Here is an 18,206-nt window from a genome sequence, read left to right as displayed (position 1 = left end):
TCCTAATTAACTTTGGTTTCCAACGATAGTATGCGCTTGTTCTGTTCAATGATTATTAAGGTGAGCTCCTCCACTTTCTTCAATAGCAGCAGGTTCATCTCTGCCAGATCCAGCCCTTCCTTTTCTATCTCTTTTGCCGAAGGAATCTCGGGCAGGTGCTTGTGTTCTTTTACATACGCTTCGATTTCATCCAGTGCAGGCAGGTCGTAATCCGGTTCAAATACATAGTCTGGCACGGCTATATCAGTCTTCACCTTTACTTCGGTGGCTAGGATACCGCCATCCACAGCTAGCTTGGCCTGTGGATTGGTAGTGCCGATGCCCACATTTCCCATTGCATATACATCGCCGAATCTGTTTTTATAGGATAATGTAACCACATTGGTTCCGGAAAGTGCCTGATCAACCGCCGTCCAGCCCTGAAACCAGGTGCTGACTTCCGACATTCCCTTGGCGAATGCCGTGACTTTGAACCGCTGAAAAAATACTTTGTCGTGAATAAAGACGACGACCTTACCGCCTTCATTGGCCAAGGAGACAGTTGGTGTATCATTACCCCACGAACTAGCTCCAGCATGGTAAAAAGCCCCATCATATATATACCATACAATGTTTATCCCCAAAGGGGCTCTTATACCGTAGCTGTATCCCTCAATGCGCAGATTTACCATTTGGCTACTGCTGGTATAAGGGATGTTCGTCTTGATTTTCACTCCATTTACGGGTGTGTTATTGAAATTGTAATCAAGCACTTCGTAGGTCTGCGCAACACAGGTACATATTCCTATCAGGAACAGGCTAGCGTTTACGCATAAGTTTAAAAATGTTTTCATGTAGGTGCGATTTAATGGTTACTCCTTTTGTTTAAGTTGATCAATTTCCGTTTGTTGCCGGGTATTCTGTTCCCTGAGGTTTCTAAGTTGCTGCTGCTGATCGATGATGTATAATGTCAACTCCTCGACCTTCTTAAGCAGCGACAGGTTCATTTCGGCCAGATCTAATCCGTCCCGTTTGATATCCGTTGCCGAAGGAATTTCCGGCAAATGTTTATGTTCTTTTACATACGCTTCGACTTCATCTAGCGCGGGCAGGTCGTAATCTGGCTCAAATACATAGTCCGGTACCGAGATATCCGTCTTTACCTTCACCTCTTTGGCTAAAATGTTACCGTTTACGGCAAGTTTGGCTTGCGGATTATTGGTGCCAATGCCCACGTTGCCACTCACTGATAATCTTCCGGATAGATGATTCTCCGCCATATTCGGTGTATAATCGGTTATATCCGTCAATACGGTCTGATTCTGCGGGACGCCATTGACTTCATAGGTAACGGTCTTCAGCGATTCCCCAGTGGACTGCACCCACCCGACAAAGTGGTATCCGCCCGCGTGCTGACCAGCAAGATAAGGCACATTCAAAGCAATGTATTTCTTGCCATTGTACATACAGGTCTTCAGCGACCAAACGCCGTTACCACCGTATGCGTCGCCATCGAACGATTCTAAGGACGCCACAACGGTATTGTAAGCGGACGACGATCGGACATCCGCAACATTGAGCCGTTGGTAAGCATTTGTGCCTCCTCGTATGGCCATTACCGTTCCTATCGCATAATTGGCTGGAAGCGAGGCTCCATTGTAGATTTCATGAAGCAGAATGAGCGTTCTTGAGTAAGCCACATTCTGATCCATCGCGATCGTTACTGCCTTGTAAGTACCATGCAGGGTTGTCTGTGCATTTGCCAAACTTAAACATCCCATTATGGCAAAGCCAGTGGCTAAAAAGCTGATTAATTTCGGTTTCATAAGTAAGATGTAGTATTTAATTAAAGCTTAAGGGTTCTGATTCATCGGCTACAAAATATAAATCGCACAAGAAAGCTCACGCTAAGCATCCTCACACATTAGCCAAATAAATCTCTGCTCTTGAATCGTTGACAACGTTTAGGCCGATGTTTTAATCCAAGGGTAAGTTTAGGATTATAATTTCATTTCTGCAAGGATTTTTTCATTTATTTAGTGTGGTCCCTTTCGACAACAGACTAGATGACACCTTTTCTTGAAAATCGACTCCACGGGATAATAGCAACAAGCAATAACAAAACGGAGGAAAACAATCGAAAAGAGTTTCCGGAAAGTTCTCATAGTTCATTAATCAATCGCAACCTTCATTCTTTTTCTTCACCTGATCGAGCTCTTTTCTTAAATCAATTATATAAAGCGTCAGCTCTTCTACTTTTTCAAGGAGCTTGCGGTTCATCTCGGCAAGCGCAACACCTTCCGACTCCACTTCATTGGCGGTCGGTATACCGGGTAGATGGCCATTTTCCTTAATATAAGCTTCCAGGTCACCTAGCGAAATCAGGTCATAGTCTTCTTGAAAAACGTAGTCCGGCCAGTTCGCGGTTTCCACTTTGATTTCCTTTGCACGGATATTGCCGTTTACGGAGAGTCTTTCGGTCGGTGTTGCGGTGCCGATACCCACACGGTCCTGCATGATGGATTTGTATTGGCGTGTTTGGGAATGAGCCGCAACAATCGGGGCGGTTACAGAAATACCACTTTGCATTGCGTCCGCGACTCCCGATCTATTTACCTGCCCCGACACCTTAATGGAAATCGTATTTCCTGTACTCGCCAAATGATAAATAGGAATAAGGTTATCAGTGGTAACATAGTCGCCGATAGCCCATTGTGTGGCCATCGGTCCGCTTGCATCCAATACTTCAGTGCGCTGGTTAATGTATCCAGATAAGTTCCTGATAAGCGAGATACGCTTTTTTATGATACCTATGGTTAATTGATTTGTAAATCCACCACTGATTGCTACCTCAATCACGCCTGCTAAATTTTCATCAGGCAGCACGATGTTGCACACTTGATCGGCAACACCGTCTGGGAAAGCAACGATAAACGATTTTTCGAAATGGTAGGTTGATTGGCCATAAGTATCCGCAATCAAAAGCGCGGAAATTACCAATAGAGTGGATAGGACTTTCATGGTTTTAGTTTTGATTCTTCTGACTACTCTTCCGACTGAGTTTTACGTTCGAGCGATTCGATTCGGGCTTCCAGACTTTTGAGACTTTTTATTTCTTTCTCCTTTTCAATCAGGTGCAACGTCAGCTCTTCTACTTTCTTCAGCAAAAGCAGATTCATCTCGGCAAGGTTCAGCCCATCCCGCTCAATATCTTTGGCCGAAGGAATTTCCGGTAGGTGCTTGTTTTCTTTCACATAAGCCTCGATTTCATTCAAGGCAGGCAACTGATAGTCATCTTCAAATACGTAATCCGGCACCGTGATATCATTCTTTACTTTGACCTCCTTAGCGAGGACAGTACCGTTCACGGCGAGCTTCGCCTGTGGGTTTTCGGTACCTATACCTACGTTACCATTGGTAATGGCTTTGATGGCAAGGTTTGCACCCACGGATTGAAAAGGATTACCGACATATAGGCTCCAATCGTTGGTCATCGGGAGCATCTTATTTACGGAAAGATCACTGCCGGTCGCATTCAAGGTGGCCCAAGCGGCATTCTGGCTTATTGATCGCACCTTAATACGTACCACCAACGGCGAGGTCACAATTCCCAATGTGTTAATCGCACGAATCCGAAACCGCACATTACTATGATACGTGTTGCAATCGATCGTAAAGTTATGCCCCGCAGACCCTTGGCCCGCGTACCCGTTACTATTGATCTACCTACTTCCCGCCACAAGCTGGGATTGTGATGGGAAATACTGGCTAAATAGGTAGCTCCCGCGGCGACATTCCCTCTCGTATAGGAAATGGACAGTTCGTAATAGCCTGAAGCGCCCGCGCTCATGGGTGATACTTCTAAAAACTCAATGTAATCACCAACGGAATAATTAGCGGGAAAAGTAACCTGGCCATTGTATTCGGACGATACCTGTGCAAATGCCTGACTTACCTGTATCCACAGTAAGATCAATGAAATAGATGTGTAACGCATAGGATTATTTTTTGGGTTTTAAATTTGAAAAATGCAAGCCTGAACCGTAGGCGAATTAGTCCCGGTACGGCTTCGGTTGGTATTTCACGGTTTTCGATTCATAGGCTAGAAAATAATTGCACAAGAAAGCTGACACTAAGCATCCTCACACATTAGCCAAATAAATCTTCTACGCTTGAATCGCTGACAACGTTTAGGCCGATGTTTTAATCCAAGGGTAAGTTTAGGAATATAATTTTATTCCCGCAAGGATTTTTTCAATTATCCGCGGATCCGCTTTTTGGTTTCTACGGGATTTCCGGGGAAATCCGACGCCTCAATCAAGACGCCTGGCTCGTCGGCCCATCCGTGGTTTGGGTTGCGACACCCCCTTGATCTTTATTACGTTTTTTAAACCGCCGCTTTTTCTTTTTCTTGGGCACGCCATCGGTGGTGGCATCCGCCGCTTTAGGCGCAGCTTGCTCTGGGGTTTCCTCGTTGGGCTGTGCCGGAACGGCCGGTTTCCGGCCGGATTTGCGCTTTTTCCGGGGATGACGGTCCTTGCGTTGGGGTTGTGTGTGATCCGGAGCGCTGGCATCGCCTTCGATGCCTTCAGGCAGCACTGCCTCATCCACCTTCCGATCCATCAGCCGTTCAATGGCCAGGAAGCGCCGTTGGTCGCGGTGGTTGACAAAGGTGATTGCGGTACCGGTCCGTTCTGCACGGGCCGTACGGCCCACGCGGTGGATGTAGTCTTCCGGATCCGGCGGTACGTCGTAGTTTACCACCAGATCGATCCCTTCCACGTCGATACCCCGGGAAAGCACGTCGGTTCCTACCAATATCGGCAATTGCTTGTTTTTGAAGCGGAGGAGGATTCCCTCGCGCTCGTCCTGCGTCAGGTCGGAATGGAAAGGTTGTACGGTCAGCCCCAGGCGGGTCAATTCCCGGCCTAAGCTCTTCACTTTTTCCTTGGTGGACGAGAATACGATGACGCTCCGAAAATCGCCCTGCTGCAGAAGGTGTTTCAGCAAGGCCGTTTTCTGTCCGTCCGATACCTTATAGTGTTGTTGAAGGATGCCTTCGGCAGGTTTGGAAATGGCGATGTTTACTTGCTTGGGATTCTTTAACAGCGTTTTCGCGAAAGTCCTGATTTTAGGGGGCATGGTGGCCGAAAAAAGCATGGTCTGCCGTTCGGCAGGTAATTGGCCCACAATCCGGTTGATGTCGTCTTTAAATCCCATGTCCAGCATGCGGTCTGCTTCGTCTAGCACCAGGAATTTGATTTCATCCAGCCTGACCACACCGGAACTGATGTGCGCAATGAGCCGGCCCGGTGTCGCAATAACGATATCTACCCCTTCGCGAAGTGCCCTGCGCTGCTGTTCATAGCCGATCCCGTCGCCCCCGCCGTAAATGGCTATGGACGTGATACCGGTAAAGTACGCAAGGCCTTCCACCTGCTGATCGATCTGCATGGCCAGCTCCCGCGTGGGGGCTAATATGAGTGCGCTGATCGGCGGGCGCTGGTCAATGCGGCATATAGCATCCATCACCGGAAGCAAATAGGACGCGGTTTTACCCGTCCCCGTTTGCGCACAGGCGATCAGATCGTGTCGCTCTTGGATAATCGGAATGGTTTCAGCTTGTATGGGAGTAGGCGTCTTGAAGCCCATGCTATTCAGACCTTCGAAAAGGTTGTTATCGAAATTGAAATCGGTAAATGTCAACGTATGTAAATTAATTTGTACCAATGATAGTGCAAAAGTACACAATTTCACCAACTTATCCGAAGCGGGTATTTTGACCGTCTGACCAGAATTGTCAAATTTTAGTTAATAATGCATATTGCCATTCATTTATCGCGAATAATGCGTTCCTTTGCCGACCGAATGAACGTTCAATTGGAGCATACTGCAGAAAAAAAATGTGCTATTTTTGAGAGCACATTGCGACTCGTGATGAAACAAGGTTTTCACGGAAGCCCGATGAGCCAGATTGCTCAAGATGCAGGGGTAGCGACGGGAACGATTTACCACTATTTCGCGTCGAAGGATGAGTTGATTATCGAGTTATTTAAACATTGCAAGCACCGGATCGGGAGTGCAATGTTTAAAGCTGCCGAACAATGGCTGCCCTATCAGCAGCGCTTTGTATCCATCTGGATAAATCTGGTTAATTTTTACATCCAATATCCGGAAGTCCTGAGTTTTATGGAACAGTTTTTCTCGTCTCCCTACGCACAGGTGGTCCACGAAAAAAACTGCGGCGTGCAGATGCAAAACGAGATGTCGAATTTCCTTCAGCAAGGCATTGACGAAGGCCACATCAAACCGCTGGACATCAACATTCTCAGCGCCGCTTTCATCGGAACGGTCACCGCTACCGCCAAACGGCATACCATTGGCCACTACGCTTTCGATGAATCGTCTATGAACGAAATGGTTACGATCATTTGGGATGGTATAAAAAAAGAATCTTTTCAGACTGAAACAACATGTATAGAAAATCGCGAAATAAATTAGCCCTTTCGATTGCCTTTTCCCTTGCCCTTTCGTTAGCATTCGGGCAGGAGAACCAACCCTCACTGCCTGCAAAGGCTACGCTGCAAGATGTTATCGATTATGCATTGGAAAACCGGCCGTCGGTACACCAGGCGTTGATTGATGAGGAAATCGGCGAAGAGGAAATTGCGTCGGCGCTATCGGGTTGGTTTCCCCAGATCAATGCAACGGGCACGTACAACTATAACGTAAAGATACCGACCAACGTAATCGGCGGCAATGTGATCCAGCTGGGCCAAAAACACGTGAGTGCCGCGGTTTTGCAAGCTGATCAGCAGATCCTTAACCCGGGTTTGATACAGGCATCGAAAGCGGCACGGTTTATCCGTCAGCAGAATGCGCTTAACACGGAAAACAGCCGCATCAATACCGTAGTGGAGGTAAGCAAGGCGTATTACGACATCCTCACCAGCGAGGAACAACTCAATATTATCCGGGAAAACATTGAGCGCATCCAGCGGCAGCTGAATGACGCCAAAGCGCGGTACGAGACGGGCATCGTGGATAAGACCGACTTCAAACGTGCGCAGATCACCCTGAGTAATACGCTGGCCGAACAGAAGCGGGTAAGCGAATTGCTCACCTATAAATATGCATTTCTCAAAGAGTTGATCGGCCTGGATGCCGAACAGCCGATGAACCTGTCATTTGACGGTGCGGCTATGGAAAGCGAAATTCTGGTGGATACGACGCTGACGGTCGACTATAACGAACGGGTAGAATTCAGGCAGCTGCAAACAGTCAAGCAACTTCAGCATCTCAACACGCAATACAATAAATGGACCTTCCTGCCCAGTTTGTCGGCATTTTACAATTATGCATGGGATTTCAGAGGCAATCGGTTCCCGGAGATGTTTGATGGCAATTTCCCGCGTTCTGTCTTCGGACTGACCTTGAACATCCCCATTTTCCAGGGTGGCAAACGGATCCATGAAATCCGGAGATCCAGGCTTTTGGAAGCGCGCATCGATTGGGATGTGGTGAATCTGAAAAACCAGATCAATACCCAGTATGAAATGGCGCTTGCTACGTATCAGGCCAACTTAAACGATTGGCGGGTTGCCCGGGAGAACGTCGCGCTGTCTGAGGATGTTTACAATACCATCAAACTGCAATACGACGAGGGAATCAAAACCTACCTCGATCTGATGACTGCTGAAACCGATCTCCGTACCACGCAGATCAGTTACCTGAATGCGTTGTTTGCCGTCTTGGCCGGCAAACTGGATGTACAACGCGCATTGGGCACTGTAGATATTGACAATTAACCACAATGAAAGAACTTAAAACAACGAAGAATACCGTGAAAATGACCAGCATGAACAAACATAGCCTTGCAGCGATGCTCCTTGCCGGAGCCGGGTTGGTTGCCGCCTGCAATAACCAGCAACAAAGGCAAGCGCCTCCCCAACAAGCCCTTCCAGTGACAACGGCACCGGTCACCGAAGAAATGGTGGTAGGGACGAACAACTATCCGGGGAATGTGGTGGCACTGAACGAAACCGAGCTGCGGGCAGAGGTGAGTGGGTACATTACCGGCATATTCGTGACGGACGGTGCCTCGGTTTCCAAAGGCCAGAAGCTGTACGAAATAGACCGCACCCGGTATGCTGCCGATGTGGAACAGGCGAAATCCAATCTCGCCATTGCCGAAGCCAACCTTGCCCGCCTTCAGCGGGATGTGGAGCGCTACCGGAAGCTGGCTGAACAGGATGCCATCGCGAAGCAAACGCTGGATTATGCGGAAACCGATTTCAATAATGCGCAGGCACAGGTGGCTTCCGCACGGGCGGCTTTGACCACAGCGCAGACGAACCTCAACCGGTCGGTCATCATCGCACCGTTCAGCGGCACCATCGGTATCTCACAGGTCCGCATGGGTGCATTGGTTTCTGCAGGGTCAACGTTGCTTAACAGCATTTCATCTGTCGACCCCATCGCGGTGGACTTTCCGATAAATGAGCGTGAAATTCCGCATTTCAGTACGCTGCGCCGGTCGGACGCCGTGCTGCGTGATTCCCTGATTTCGATCACATTGCCCGGTGGGCAGGCTTACCCCTACCCGGGCAAAATCATCGCCATGGACCGCGCGGTAAACCGCAATACGGGTACCATCACCGTGCGCGCCAGCTTTACCAATCCGGATGAGCTGCTGCGCGCCGGAATGGCCACCACCGTACATGTTCGCAACCAGTCGGAATCGAAACAATTGGTGATCCCCTACCGTGCGATTATCGAGCAGCTTGGGCAAACGTCGGTATATGTATTAACCGACAGCAGCACCGTGGAGCAGCGGGGTGTACGGCTCGGATTGAAGGTAGCGGATCGGGTGGTCATCAACGAAGGGCTCTCGAGTGGCGAACAGGTGGTGACCGATGGTACCATCAACCTGCGGCCCGGGGCCAAGGTGCAAGTGACCCAACCTGCCGAAAAGAAATAAGGCAGAAAGACGACCATCAAGTATTTAGGATAGCAACAACATGATTTCAGAAGTATTCATAAGAAGACCCGTCACCTCCATCGTTATCTCCATCTTGATTACGTTGATAGGTATCATTTCGATCAGTACCCTGCCCATCAGCCAGTACCCCAATATCTCGCCTCCCACCGTACAGGTACAGGCGACATACACCGGGGCGGACGCGCAAACGGTGGAACAGACCGTAACCACGCTGATCGAAAGCCAGATCAACGGAACGCCCGGAATGACGTATATGCAATCCAACAGCACGTCCGATGGACGCTCGTCCATCACCGTAACGTTTGACGTCGGCACGGACATCGACATTGCGACGCTGGACGTGCAAAACCGGGTGGGCATCGCCGAACCGGCCTTGCCGGAAACCGTCCGGCGTTTAGGCGTAGTTACCCGGAAAGCCAATACGGACGTATTGATGATGATCTCCCTGATCTCGCCAAATGGTACCCGCGACCAGAAGTTTCTGGCAAACTATGTAAACTTGTATGTACGGGACGCGTTGATGCGCGTACAAGGCGTGGGCGACGTAATGGCATTCGGCCAGCCGTTCAGTATGCGGGTGTGGCTGGATGCCACCAAGCTTTCCAACCTCGGCCTCACCCCGGCAGACGTAAATGCGGCCATCCAGGAGCAGAACATCCGGATGCCCGGCGGTAGTGTCGGCGCTAGGCCGCAGGTTAACACCCAGGTTTTTGAGTATCCGGTTATCCTGGACGGAGACTTGAATGAGGAAGAACAGTTTGAACAGATCATCGTCAAGACCAATGCCGATGGATCCATGGTATACCTGAAGGACGTGGCACGGGTGGAGCTGGGTGAGTTTGCCTACTCCATCACCAACAAACTTAACGGAATCACGTCGTCGGCTATGATGGTGAACCAGATGCCCGGCGGAAATGCCGTGGAAACCGCGGAAGGCATCTACGCGGCACTTGAGCGGCTGAAGGCGGATTTTCCGAGCGATGTGGATTACGTGGTGAACTACGAAACGGTAACGGTGATCCAGGAGTCCATCAGCAACGTGCTCCATACGTTGGTTGAAGCCCTGATACTGGTTACGCTGGTGGTGTTCATTTTCCTCCAAAGCTGGCGGGCGACGTTGATCCCGGTATTGGCAATTCCGGTTTCGATTATCGGTACCTTTATCTTCTTTAACCTGTTCGGCTTCTCGATTAACAACCTGACCATGCTGGCGTTCGTGTTGGCTATCGGGATTGTGGTGGACGACGCGATCGTCGTGGTGGAGGCGGTACAGCATTACATTGATCACGATAAACTGTCGGCGCCGGAGGCGACGAGGCGGGCGATGAAGGAGATTACGGCTCCGGTTATCGCCATCGCGCTGATTTTGGCGGCGGTATTTGTGCCGGTGGGCTTTATTCCGGGTATGGTGGGGCAACTTTACCAACAGTTTGCCATTACCATCGCCGTTTCGGTACTGCTCTCGGCGTTTGTGGCCTTATCCCTCACGCCTGCTTTGTGTTCATTGCTGCTTAAGCCTTCGCAGTTTAATGAAAAATCAAAGGGCATCAACCGGTTATTTTACAAGTTCAACGTATGGTTTGACCGGGTTACGAAGCGGTATTCCAGCGCAGTGCGGGTGGTTATTAAACGTGCTCCGCTGGTCATCATCCTGCTGATCTGCATTTACGTGGGGACAGTGGGTTTGTTTACGAGCAAACCCACCGGGTTCATCCCAACAGAGGATGCCGGCGTATTTATGGTGGGGGTTACACTACCCGAGGGCGCATCGTCCGAACGTACGGCCAACCTGTTGGACGCCATATCGGATTCGTTGCGGAGAGAAAATCCCGAAATCAAGAACATCATGCGGATCGCTGGGATCAACCTGCTGAACCGTTCGTTCAAGCCCAATGGCGGTACGTTTTTCGTCCAGTTACATCCCTGGGGAGAACGCAGCCGCACAGCCCAGGAAATCGTAGCCAGCGTGCAGCAGAAGTATGCACGGCTGCAACAGGCGACGCTCCTACCCGTAATGCCTCCTGCTATACCCGGCCTCGGAATCAGCGGTGGCTTCAGTATACAGATCATCGACCAACGTAGTGGCGATGTGAAGGATTTCGAAGCCCAGGTAGGGAAATTCCTGATGGCAGCCAACCAGCGCCCGGAAATCGGAATGGCGTATACGTTGTTCAACTCACGCACTCCCAACTACCTGGTGAAGGTGAACCGGGAACAGGCGAAACGCATGGGCGTACCGGTTTCGAACGTATACAGCACCATTTCGTCGTTCCTGGGTAGCAGCTACGTAAATGACTTTACCCGCTACGGCCGGAGTTTCCGGGTGGTTACCCAGGCGGATACGACGTTCCGTATGGACATTGCCGATATCAATCAGCTCTATGTGAAGAACCAACAGGGAAATCCGGTGCCACTGAGCACCTTGGTGTCGCACGAGATTATCGAAAGTCCGTCCATCATCAACCACTTCAATATATTCCGTTCCATCGATGTGATGGGAAGTGCGGCGCCGGGCTACAGCAGTGGGGATGCGTTGCGGGCTTTGGAAGAAACGGCCGAGCAGACATTGGGTGCGGGCTTTACGTATGAGTTTTCAGGACTGAGTCTCCAGGAAAAAGAAGCGGGAAATATGACCGTGATGATCTTTGCCCTCTGTATCATCTTTGTATTCTTACTCCTGGCGGCATTGTACGAAAGCTGGTCGGTACCGTTTTCGATTCTGCTTTCGGTACCCCTAGGCATATTCGGGGCCATCCTGGTGCTTATGCTCCTGCCGCGCCTCGACAACAACATCTACGCCCAGATCGGCCTGGTGGCGATTATCGGTTTGGCGGCGAAGAATGCGATCCTGATCGTCGAATTTGCCAAGGAGCGGGTGGATATCGGCATGGGCCTTTTGAAAGCGACCCTTGAAGCGGTAAAACTGCGGCTGCGTCCCATTATCATGACGTCGTTCGCCTTTATCCTGGGCATTGTTCCGCTGATGTATTCGGCCGGTGCAGGAGCCATTGCCCGCCAAACCATTGGCTGGACCGTGTTCGGCGGGATGTTGATTGCTACCCTGTTCGCCATTTTCATTGTGCCGGTCTTGTTTGTATTGATTACCAAGATGGCCTACGGCAAAAAGAAACTGGCAGCACTTCAGGCGTCCTATAAGCCGGAAGAACACCAAGATATGCTGCATACGGATGATGAGGAAGAGTGATTGGGGCGAGTAAAAGTTAGGAAATGAAAAGCGGGAAATTGAAAGTTGAAAGTGAGAAATTGAAAGTGGAAAGTTGAAACAGCGAGCGGATGCACATTTTCAATTCATCATTTTCAATTTCCCATTTTTTCATTTTCCTTTTTCAATTAAACCCTTATATTTGCGTCCCGATCCGAGAGGATCAAAGTGCCGCCCGGATGGCGAAATTGGTAAACGTTGCGGTCTCAGAAGCCGTTGGGAGCAGTCCCTTGAGAGTTCGAGTCTCTCTCCGGGCACAAACACAAAAATGCGATTCTATTCAGAGTCGCATTTTTTTTGACCTGAATTAACAGTGACCTGAATAACTGTACTCCTATAAATTTCAGAAATTGTAACTGTACGTAGTCCTTGGATTTACCCACTTTTGCGATCAACTTCATAAGGATAGAAAGTGTATGCAAGGGGTAAAAGAAAACGTTTCGCAGGGTTGGGTGAACGGCCTTATCGGTGTCATATTGTTCAGCGGTTCACTACCGGCCACCAAGGTTGCCATTCTGGCGTTCAGTCCGGTATTCCTAACGGTGGCCAGGGCTTCCATTGCAGGTTTGCTGGCATTGGCGGCTTTATTGGTCTTTAAGGAAGAACGCCCGACCGTAAAGCAGCTTCTGCCGTTGTCAATCGTGGCGGTAGGTGTGGTAGTGGGGTTCCCGCTATTGAGTGCGTTGGCGCTGCAACATGTGACTTCTGCCCATTCCATTGTCTTCGTAGGCATTCTGCCCATTGCTACGGCGGTATTCGGCATCATCCGGGGCGGAGAACGGCCACGGCCGATCTTTTGGTTGTTCTCGATTATGGGCAGTCTTCTGGTGGTCGGTTATGCCATAGCCCAGGGACTGACCGCGTCGCCCGTCGGTGATATCTTGATGCTGTCGGCGATCCTTCTGTGCGGGTTGGGTTATGCGGAAGGCGCCAAACTCACGAAAACGCTGGGAGGCTGGCAGGTAATCTCCTGGGCGCTGGTTATTTCGTTACCGGTGATGTTGCCTTTTGCATTTATCTACATGCCCGCTTCGGTCGACGGCATTGGTGCCGGGGCGTGGATGGGCCTGGGATACGTATCGCTATTCAGTATGTTTATCGGTTTTATTTTCTGGTACCGCGGGCTGGCACAGGGCGGCATCGCAAGCGTTGGGCAGCTGCAACTCCTGCAGCCCTTTTTTGGGTTGGCATTAGCCGCTTCGTTGCTTCATGAAAAAGTAAGCATGGGTATATTAGCCGTCACGGTGGGCGTTATTCTGTGCGTGTTGTGTACAAAGAAATTTGCGGGGTGATCCAATTACCTAGACCGCATTATTCTCGTAATCAAGCTTATAGTTACCGATATGCCGCTCGCTTTCGGTAATTTTCCGCTTTTGGATAACGTAATTTATCACGCCCACGACCAGCACCACCGCGGAAATAACCAGGAAAATGTATTCAATGATATGCCCGCCGGGCAACTTGACCAATTGATCCAATGATACACCGGCTACAGCGAAATACATGGATGTCCGCAGGAAGGACAAAAAGGTGGACTGATTAGCCATGATGGTGCGCTGAATGGCCAGCCGTTCGCGTAAAATCAGATCTTTGTTCATCTCACAAAGATACGCAGTGTTTGGTTATGACACGAGAAAATTGCTTCTTTGCAGGAAACGCACTTGCTGCAGCCGAGAAAACAAATGGACAGGGAAAGGCGTTGATTAAAAAGAGGTTGAAAAAATGAGCACATTTAATGACTTGATTAATGGCGACAAACCCGTATTGGTAGATTTTTTCGCTACCTGGTGCGGTCCCTGTAAAACGCAGGCGCCTATTCTGGAAGATGTCAAGCAGCGTATTGGCGATGCGGCGTCCATTATAAAAATCGACGTCGATAAAAATCCACAGGCGGCGGCCAAATATCAGATACGTGGCGTGCCCACCTTGATGATTTTCAAAAACGGTCAGATAAAGTGGCGCCAATCGGGGGTTTTTCCGGCAAATGAGCTGGAGCGGCTCCTAAAAGAAAACGCCTGATCGGATCGATGGATCAGCGTTTGATCAGTCGGGCCGCAAACATGGTGTCGGCACGATGGCGGTAACCGTGCAGAAGTGCCACCCGCTCTGCATCAACCAAACCCGTGGCCTGAAGGTGAGCGACCACCTGCTCATTTTCTTCCGCGAACACAGAGCAAGTAATATAAATCAACGGCTTCCCCGGTTTCAGGTGCGTGATGACCTGCGTGGCGATTTTCCGTTGAATGGCAGCAAAATGCGAGATCGTCCCTTTCTCAAACGATGAAATCATCTCGGGCGTCCGCCCCCACGTACCCGACCCGGTACAGGGCGCATCGAGGATGATGCCGTCAAACTGCTCGTCACCCAGGATGGCGGTCGTATCCTTGGTTAGATCCAGAATCTTCTGCCGGTACTTCCGGATGCCGGCTTCGTCAAAACGTTCGTCCAGGTTGCGTAGTATACTGGGCCGGATATCTGATACCAACAGATTCACACCCGGCTGCCTGTCCAATAATAAGAGCGACTTCCCTCCTGCCCCGGCTGAGGCATCCCACCAGCTTTCGCCCGCCGAAGCCTCGAAACAAGCACCCGTCTGTTGTGAAGAATAGTCCTGTACGGCATACTTCCCGGCGATTCCGCCGAGGCGGTCCAGCGAAACGCCATTCGGCAGCGCCAACGTAAAGGTGTCCAACTGCTCGTAGGAAATGCCCGCATCTTGGAGTGCCTCTTGCACTTCATCCGCATAACGACGGCGCAGGCGGATGAATAGGTCGGGCTGGGTCCAAAGGCTTTTCACGAATTGATGCCGATCGATCGGATCCGACAGGTGCGCCTGGAAGGGAAACACATCCTCGGAACGGAAATCGGTCTGACGCTCAAGCAGGGCAATCTTTTCATCCATTGGCAAGCCAATTTCCGGGTACAGTTCCGGAAGCACGACTTGGACGAGCGTGCTGTCCTCGTTGCATAAAAACGCTGCCAGAGCCAACCGCGTAGATAGGTCTGCCTGCTTGGCCGCGTTGCCCAGGCGGAAATACCGATACACCAGGCGCGAGACGGTTCGTCGATCGTTTCCGCCCATTTGGCGGTTGCGTTTATAAAATCCGGTGAGAAAGCGGGCCAACGGCACCGTAGGCTGTTGCTGATATTCGTGCAACAGCCGTTCTACCGTCCGTATTTGCTGGCTTATCCGCCGTTCGAAGTTCATGGCTACGCCCGCTATTTCCTATAATGGCAAGAAATCACCATTCCGGTATTGCAGGATGTATACGGCATTGTTCACGTATCCCCAGCTCGCATTGTGTTCAAACTTGAACCGATTATGCAGCCCCTTGTATTCTTCCCGCGTAACGTGATCCTTATAATCGGCACCGTATTTGGCTAGTAGCCCGCCAAAGTAATACGCTGCATCGTATCCTTTGTACGCAAATTCCGTGGCGGGCACACTAAATTCTTGCTGATATCGCTCATCGAAATCGCGCACCTCCGCGCGTCCTTTATCCACGTAATAGGAACTCGTGATACAGGTGCGGAACAATGCCAATCCATCGGACTCATCAAAATCCAGTTTTGCCCAATTCGGATGCCCAAACAGCTGAATCTGATAGGAAAGCTCATCCTGCAATTTCCGTAAATGTGCCAGAATGGGGGAAATCTGGTATTTGTTGGTGGTGGCCAGCACCACGAGGTTTTTTCCCGACAGGTGCACGTTGCTCTCCAATGACTCGTCGTCTGTCACTTCCACTACCGCGATATCCCGCTTGAGCCGGCCGATTTCCGCCTTCAGCGGCGCCAGAAACTGCCTGCTTGCGGCGTCCTGCGTTTGGTAAAAGATCACGGCGTCACCGGATTGATACTGCTGGGCAATGCGTTCGGCCAATGCCCTTACGTGGGTAGTAATCGGTGCGGTAATGGTGACCAGATTGGGAAGGTTGAATTCCGAAGGCATACTGGCCGCCAAGGGTGAGATCTGAAGCGCCTCATCCAGCGATGCATTGAACCCAAACACCTGGATTTCTTTTGGATATACCGGACCGACCACCAATGCCGCATTCTGTACCTCCTCCATTTTCGCGATGCGGGTGTTTTCGGCGGGATCGTCGCGCGTGTCAAGCACATTCACTTTGAAGTTCGTTCCCTTACGCGCGAGTGCATCCAGCCCCAATTTAAAACCCTGATAAAAATCCAGCGCCAACGCCGAGCGCCGGATATCTTCGGTACTGGGTGCATGCGGATTGGCCTTATCCAATTCAAAAGGCAACAACAACGCGATGTTGTTCACGTCGACCTTTTCGGCTTCCGCAACCTTTTCTTCTGCTTTTTCCTTCTCCGCGGGTTTCTGGGTCTTGGGGGGCGCCTTGGTTCCCGTACCGCGCAATACCCGCACCTTAGGGGTACAAGCACCTACCAGAAACGCAAGTGCCAGCCCGATTAACCATTTATTCCCATTCAATCGTAGCTGGCGGTTTCGAACTAATATCATATACAACCCTGTTTATACCCTTTACGTGATTGATTATTTCGTTTGATATCTTTGCCAGTAACTCGTAAGGCAGGTGCACCCAATCTGCGGTCATCCCGTCAAGCGAACCCACTGCACGCAACGCTACCACGTGTTCATAGGTACGTTCGTCGCCCATCACGCCTACCGATTGTACAGGCAGGAAAATGGTGCCCGCCTGCCACACTTTATCGTACCAGCCCGATTCGCGCAGATTGCGGATGTAAATATCATCAGCTTCCTGCAAAATCCGTACCTTTTCTGCGGTGATCTCACCCAGAATCCGGATGGCGAGCCCCGGTCCGGGAAAGGGATGCCGCCCCAGGATATTGGGCGCTACGCCCAAGGCTTTTCCCACCCTGCGCACTTCGTCTTTGAAAAGGGTATTAAGCGGCTCGACCACTTTCAATTTCATGAAATCGGGCAGCCCGCCAACGTTGTGGTGGGATTTGATGGTGGCCGATGGGCCCTTTACGGAAATGGATTCAATGACATCCGGATAAATCGTTCCCTGACCGAGCCATTTAACCGACACTCCTTCGGGCAGTTCAGACTGAACGGCGTGTGCCGCTTCATCAAACTCGTCGATAAATGCGGCACCGATGATTTTGCGTTTCCGCTCGGGATCGCTCACACCGGCCAATTTTTGGTAAAATCGATCTTTTGCATTTACCCCCTTGATATTGAGCCCCATGTGCTGATACGATTCCAGCACCTGTTCGTATTCGTTTTTGCGCAACAATCCATGGTCCACGAAGATGCAGTGGAGGTTTTTGCCGATGGCCTGATGGAGTAAGACTGCCGCTACCGTAGAATCCACTCCTCCGGATAACGCCATAATGACGTGATCATCGGCCAGTTTCTCTTTGAGTGCCGCTACCGTTGTTTCCACGAAGGCATCGGCGGTCCACGAAGGCGTACAGCCGCAGATATCGACGACGAAATTTTTCAGCAAGGTAGTGCCATCCGTACTGTGGGTTACTTCCGGGTGGAACTGGATGCCGTACGTCCGGGTGCCTTTTACGTGGTATGCCGCTACCTTCACCTTGTCGGTACTGGCAATGATCTCAAAATCAGCGGGAATGTCGGAAATGGTATCGCCGTGCGACATCCATACCTGAGAATCCACAGGAACGTCTGCCAGCAACGGGTTGCCATGGTCAACAAAATGAAGGTTTGCCCGGCCGTATTCGCGGATTTTCGAAGCGACGACTTCTCCTCCCGAATGCTGGGCAATGTATTGTGCTCCATAGCATACCCCCAATACCGGAAACTGGGTTTGGAGCGCCCGGAAGTCGACCTGGGGCGCATCCGGTTGGCGAACCGAATAAGGGCTTCCCGAAAGAATAACGCCCTTTACCGTTTCGTCAAACTCAGGCAGGTGATTATAAGGATGAATTTCGCAGTAAACATTCAGTTCCCTCACCCTACGTGCTATCAATTGGGTATATTGGGAGCCGAAATCAAGAATCATGATTTTTTCTGGCATGCGCCAAAGGTAC

At 50.5% G+C, this 18,206-nt stretch carries 16 protein-coding genes and 1 tRNA gene; 7 read left to right on the top strand and 10 right to left on the bottom strand.

Annotation, left to right across the window (positions count from 1 at the left end):
* Positions 1-2: 2 nt before the first annotated feature.
* From ACFQRK_RS22540 to ACFQRK_RS22515, 6 genes are all read right to left on the bottom strand, one after another.
* The gene (locus tag ACFQRK_RS22540; protein ID WP_379010549.1) at positions 3-833 is read right to left on the bottom strand and encodes a hypothetical protein; all 831 of its coding nucleotides are present in this window, start codon (positions 831-833) and stop codon (positions 3-5) included.
* Positions 834-851: 18 nt separating this feature from the next.
* Complete coding sequence (locus ACFQRK_RS22535) at positions 852-1,805, bottom strand: hypothetical protein (RefSeq protein ID WP_379010547.1); 954 nt, start codon at positions 1,803-1,805, stop codon at positions 852-854.
* A gap of 349 nt (positions 1,806-2,154) precedes the next feature.
* Positions 2,155-3,000, bottom strand: a complete 846-nt coding sequence (locus ACFQRK_RS22530; protein WP_379010546.1) for a hypothetical protein — start codon at positions 2,998-3,000, stop codon at positions 2,155-2,157.
* A 23-nt stretch (positions 3,001-3,023) separates the two neighbouring features.
* Positions 3,024-3,593: a hypothetical protein gene (locus ACFQRK_RS22525; protein ID WP_379010545.1), complete on the bottom strand. Its 570-nt coding sequence runs from the start codon at positions 3,591-3,593 to the stop codon at positions 3,024-3,026.
* The gene (locus ACFQRK_RS22520) at positions 3,581-3,976 is read right to left on the bottom strand and encodes a hypothetical protein (protein WP_379010543.1); all 396 of its coding nucleotides are present in this window, start codon (positions 3,974-3,976) and stop codon (positions 3,581-3,583) included. Before ACFQRK_RS22520 ends, ACFQRK_RS22525 begins: the two co-directional genes overlap by 13 nt.
* Before the next feature lie 320 nt (positions 3,977-4,296).
* Positions 4,297-5,685, bottom strand: a complete 1,389-nt coding sequence (locus tag ACFQRK_RS22515; protein WP_379010542.1) for a DEAD/DEAH box helicase — start codon at positions 5,683-5,685, stop codon at positions 4,297-4,299.
* Positions 5,686-5,796: 111 nt separating this feature from the next.
* On the opposite strand from ACFQRK_RS22515, the gene ACFQRK_RS22510 reads away from it, so the two are divergent.
* The 6 genes from ACFQRK_RS22510 (at position 5,797) to ACFQRK_RS22485 (ending at position 13,495) form a co-directional block, all read left to right on the top strand.
* On the top strand, positions 5,797-6,480 hold the full coding sequence (locus ACFQRK_RS22510; RefSeq protein WP_379010541.1) for a TetR/AcrR family transcriptional regulator: 684 nt from the start codon (positions 5,797-5,799) through the stop codon (positions 6,478-6,480).
* Positions 6,453-7,787 (top strand): TolC family protein, encoded by a 1,335-nt coding sequence (locus ACFQRK_RS22505; RefSeq protein WP_379010540.1) that lies wholly within the window; start codon positions 6,453-6,455, stop codon positions 7,785-7,787. Before ACFQRK_RS22510 ends, ACFQRK_RS22505 begins: the two co-directional genes overlap by 28 nt.
* Before the next feature lie 5 nt (positions 7,788-7,792).
* Entirely contained in the window at positions 7,793-8,959 is a 1,167-nt protein-coding gene (locus tag ACFQRK_RS22500; protein ID WP_379010538.1) for an efflux RND transporter periplasmic adaptor subunit, read from the top strand.
* 40 nt (positions 8,960-8,999) lie between these two features.
* Positions 9,000-12,185 carry an efflux RND transporter permease subunit gene (locus ACFQRK_RS22495; protein WP_379010537.1) on the top strand — a complete coding sequence of 1,062 codons (3,186 nt, stop codon included), beginning with the start codon at positions 9,000-9,002 and terminating at the stop codon, positions 12,183-12,185.
* Between the two features lie 191 nt (positions 12,186-12,376).
* A tRNA-Leu gene (locus ACFQRK_RS22490) sits at positions 12,377-12,460 on the top strand.
* Between the two features lie 159 nt (positions 12,461-12,619).
* Positions 12,620-13,495, top strand: coding sequence for a DMT family transporter (locus ACFQRK_RS22485; RefSeq protein WP_379010535.1), 876 nt, complete (start codon positions 12,620-12,622; stop codon positions 13,493-13,495).
* Positions 13,496-13,504: 9 nt separating this feature from the next.
* Here the strand turns inward: ACFQRK_RS22485 and ACFQRK_RS22480 are convergent, their stop codons facing one another.
* Positions 13,505-13,801, bottom strand: a complete 297-nt coding sequence (locus tag ACFQRK_RS22480; protein WP_379010534.1) for a DUF202 domain-containing protein — start codon at positions 13,799-13,801, stop codon at positions 13,505-13,507.
* A 124-nt stretch (positions 13,802-13,925) separates the two neighbouring features.
* Between ACFQRK_RS22480 and trxA the strand changes: the two genes are divergently transcribed.
* Positions 13,926-14,222, top strand: coding sequence for a thioredoxin (gene trxA / locus ACFQRK_RS22475; RefSeq protein WP_379010533.1), 297 nt, complete (start codon positions 13,926-13,928; stop codon positions 14,220-14,222).
* Positions 14,223-14,235: 13 nt separating this feature from the next.
* On the opposite strand, the gene ACFQRK_RS22470 is transcribed toward trxA, so the two are convergent.
* Genes ACFQRK_RS22470 through guaA form a run of 3 tightly spaced genes read right to left on the bottom strand, consistent with a single transcriptional unit; the run spans position 14,236 to position 18,193 of the window.
* Positions 14,236-15,411, bottom strand: coding sequence for an RsmB/NOP family class I SAM-dependent RNA methyltransferase (locus ACFQRK_RS22470; RefSeq protein ID WP_379010531.1), 1,176 nt, complete (start codon positions 15,409-15,411; stop codon positions 14,236-14,238).
* 18 nt (positions 15,412-15,429) lie between these two features.
* Positions 15,430-16,686: a hypothetical protein gene (locus tag ACFQRK_RS22465; protein WP_379010529.1), complete on the bottom strand. Its 1,257-nt coding sequence runs from the start codon at positions 16,684-16,686 to the stop codon at positions 15,430-15,432.
* Entirely contained in the window at positions 16,643-18,193 is a 1,551-nt protein-coding gene (gene guaA / locus ACFQRK_RS22460) for a glutamine-hydrolyzing GMP synthase (RefSeq protein ID WP_379010528.1), read from the bottom strand. Before guaA ends, ACFQRK_RS22465 begins: the two co-directional genes overlap by 44 nt.
* Positions 18,194-18,206: the final 13 nt, after the last annotated feature.

Origin of the sequence: Parapedobacter sp. GCM10030251 (assembly GCF_042666505.1) — a bacterium.
Classification (GTDB): Bacteria; Bacteroidota; Bacteroidia; order Sphingobacteriales; family Sphingobacteriaceae; genus Parapedobacter.
This window is presented reverse-complemented; position numbering and strand designations above follow the sequence as displayed.

Excerpts from the sequence above, each read along its gene's own strand:
- ACFQRK_RS22540 (WP_379010549.1), bottom strand. The coding sequence starts at position 833 with ATGAAAACATTTTTAAACTTATGCGTAAACGCTAGCCTGTTCCTGATA.
- ACFQRK_RS22535 (WP_379010547.1), bottom strand. The coding sequence starts at position 1,805 with ATGAAACCGAAATTAATCAGCTTTTTAGCCACTGGCTTTGCCATAATG.
- ACFQRK_RS22530 (WP_379010546.1), bottom strand. The coding sequence starts at position 3,000 with ATGAAAGTCCTATCCACTCTATTGGTAATTTCCGCGCTTTTGATTGCG.
- ACFQRK_RS22520 (WP_379010543.1), bottom strand. The coding sequence starts at position 3,976 with ATGCGTTACACATCTATTTCATTGATCTTACTGTGGATACAGGTAAGT.
- ACFQRK_RS22510 (WP_379010541.1), top strand. The coding sequence starts at position 5,797 with ATGCATATTGCCATTCATTTATCGCGAATAATGCGTTCCTTTGCCGAC.
- ACFQRK_RS22505 (WP_379010540.1), top strand. The coding sequence starts at position 6,453 with ATGTATAGAAAATCGCGAAATAAATTAGCCCTTTCGATTGCCTTTTCC.
- ACFQRK_RS22500 (WP_379010538.1), top strand. The coding sequence starts at position 7,793 with ATGAAAGAACTTAAAACAACGAAGAATACCGTGAAAATGACCAGCATG.
- ACFQRK_RS22495 (WP_379010537.1), top strand. The coding sequence starts at position 9,000 with ATGATTTCAGAAGTATTCATAAGAAGACCCGTCACCTCCATCGTTATC.
- ACFQRK_RS22485 (WP_379010535.1), top strand. The coding sequence starts at position 12,620 with ATGCAAGGGGTAAAAGAAAACGTTTCGCAGGGTTGGGTGAACGGCCTT.
- ACFQRK_RS22480 (WP_379010534.1), bottom strand. The coding sequence starts at position 13,801 with ATGAACAAAGATCTGATTTTACGCGAACGGCTGGCCATTCAGCGCACC.
- trxA (WP_379010533.1), top strand. The coding sequence starts at position 13,926 with ATGAGCACATTTAATGACTTGATTAATGGCGACAAACCCGTATTGGTA.
- ACFQRK_RS22470 (WP_379010531.1), bottom strand. The coding sequence starts at position 15,411 with ATGAACTTCGAACGGCGGATAAGCCAGCAAATACGGACGGTAGAACGG.
- ACFQRK_RS22465 (WP_379010529.1), bottom strand. The coding sequence starts at position 16,686 with ATGATATTAGTTCGAAACCGCCAGCTACGATTGAATGGGAATAAATGG.
- guaA (WP_379010528.1), bottom strand. The coding sequence starts at position 18,193 with ATGCCAGAAAAAATCATGATTCTTGATTTCGGCTCCCAATATACCCAA.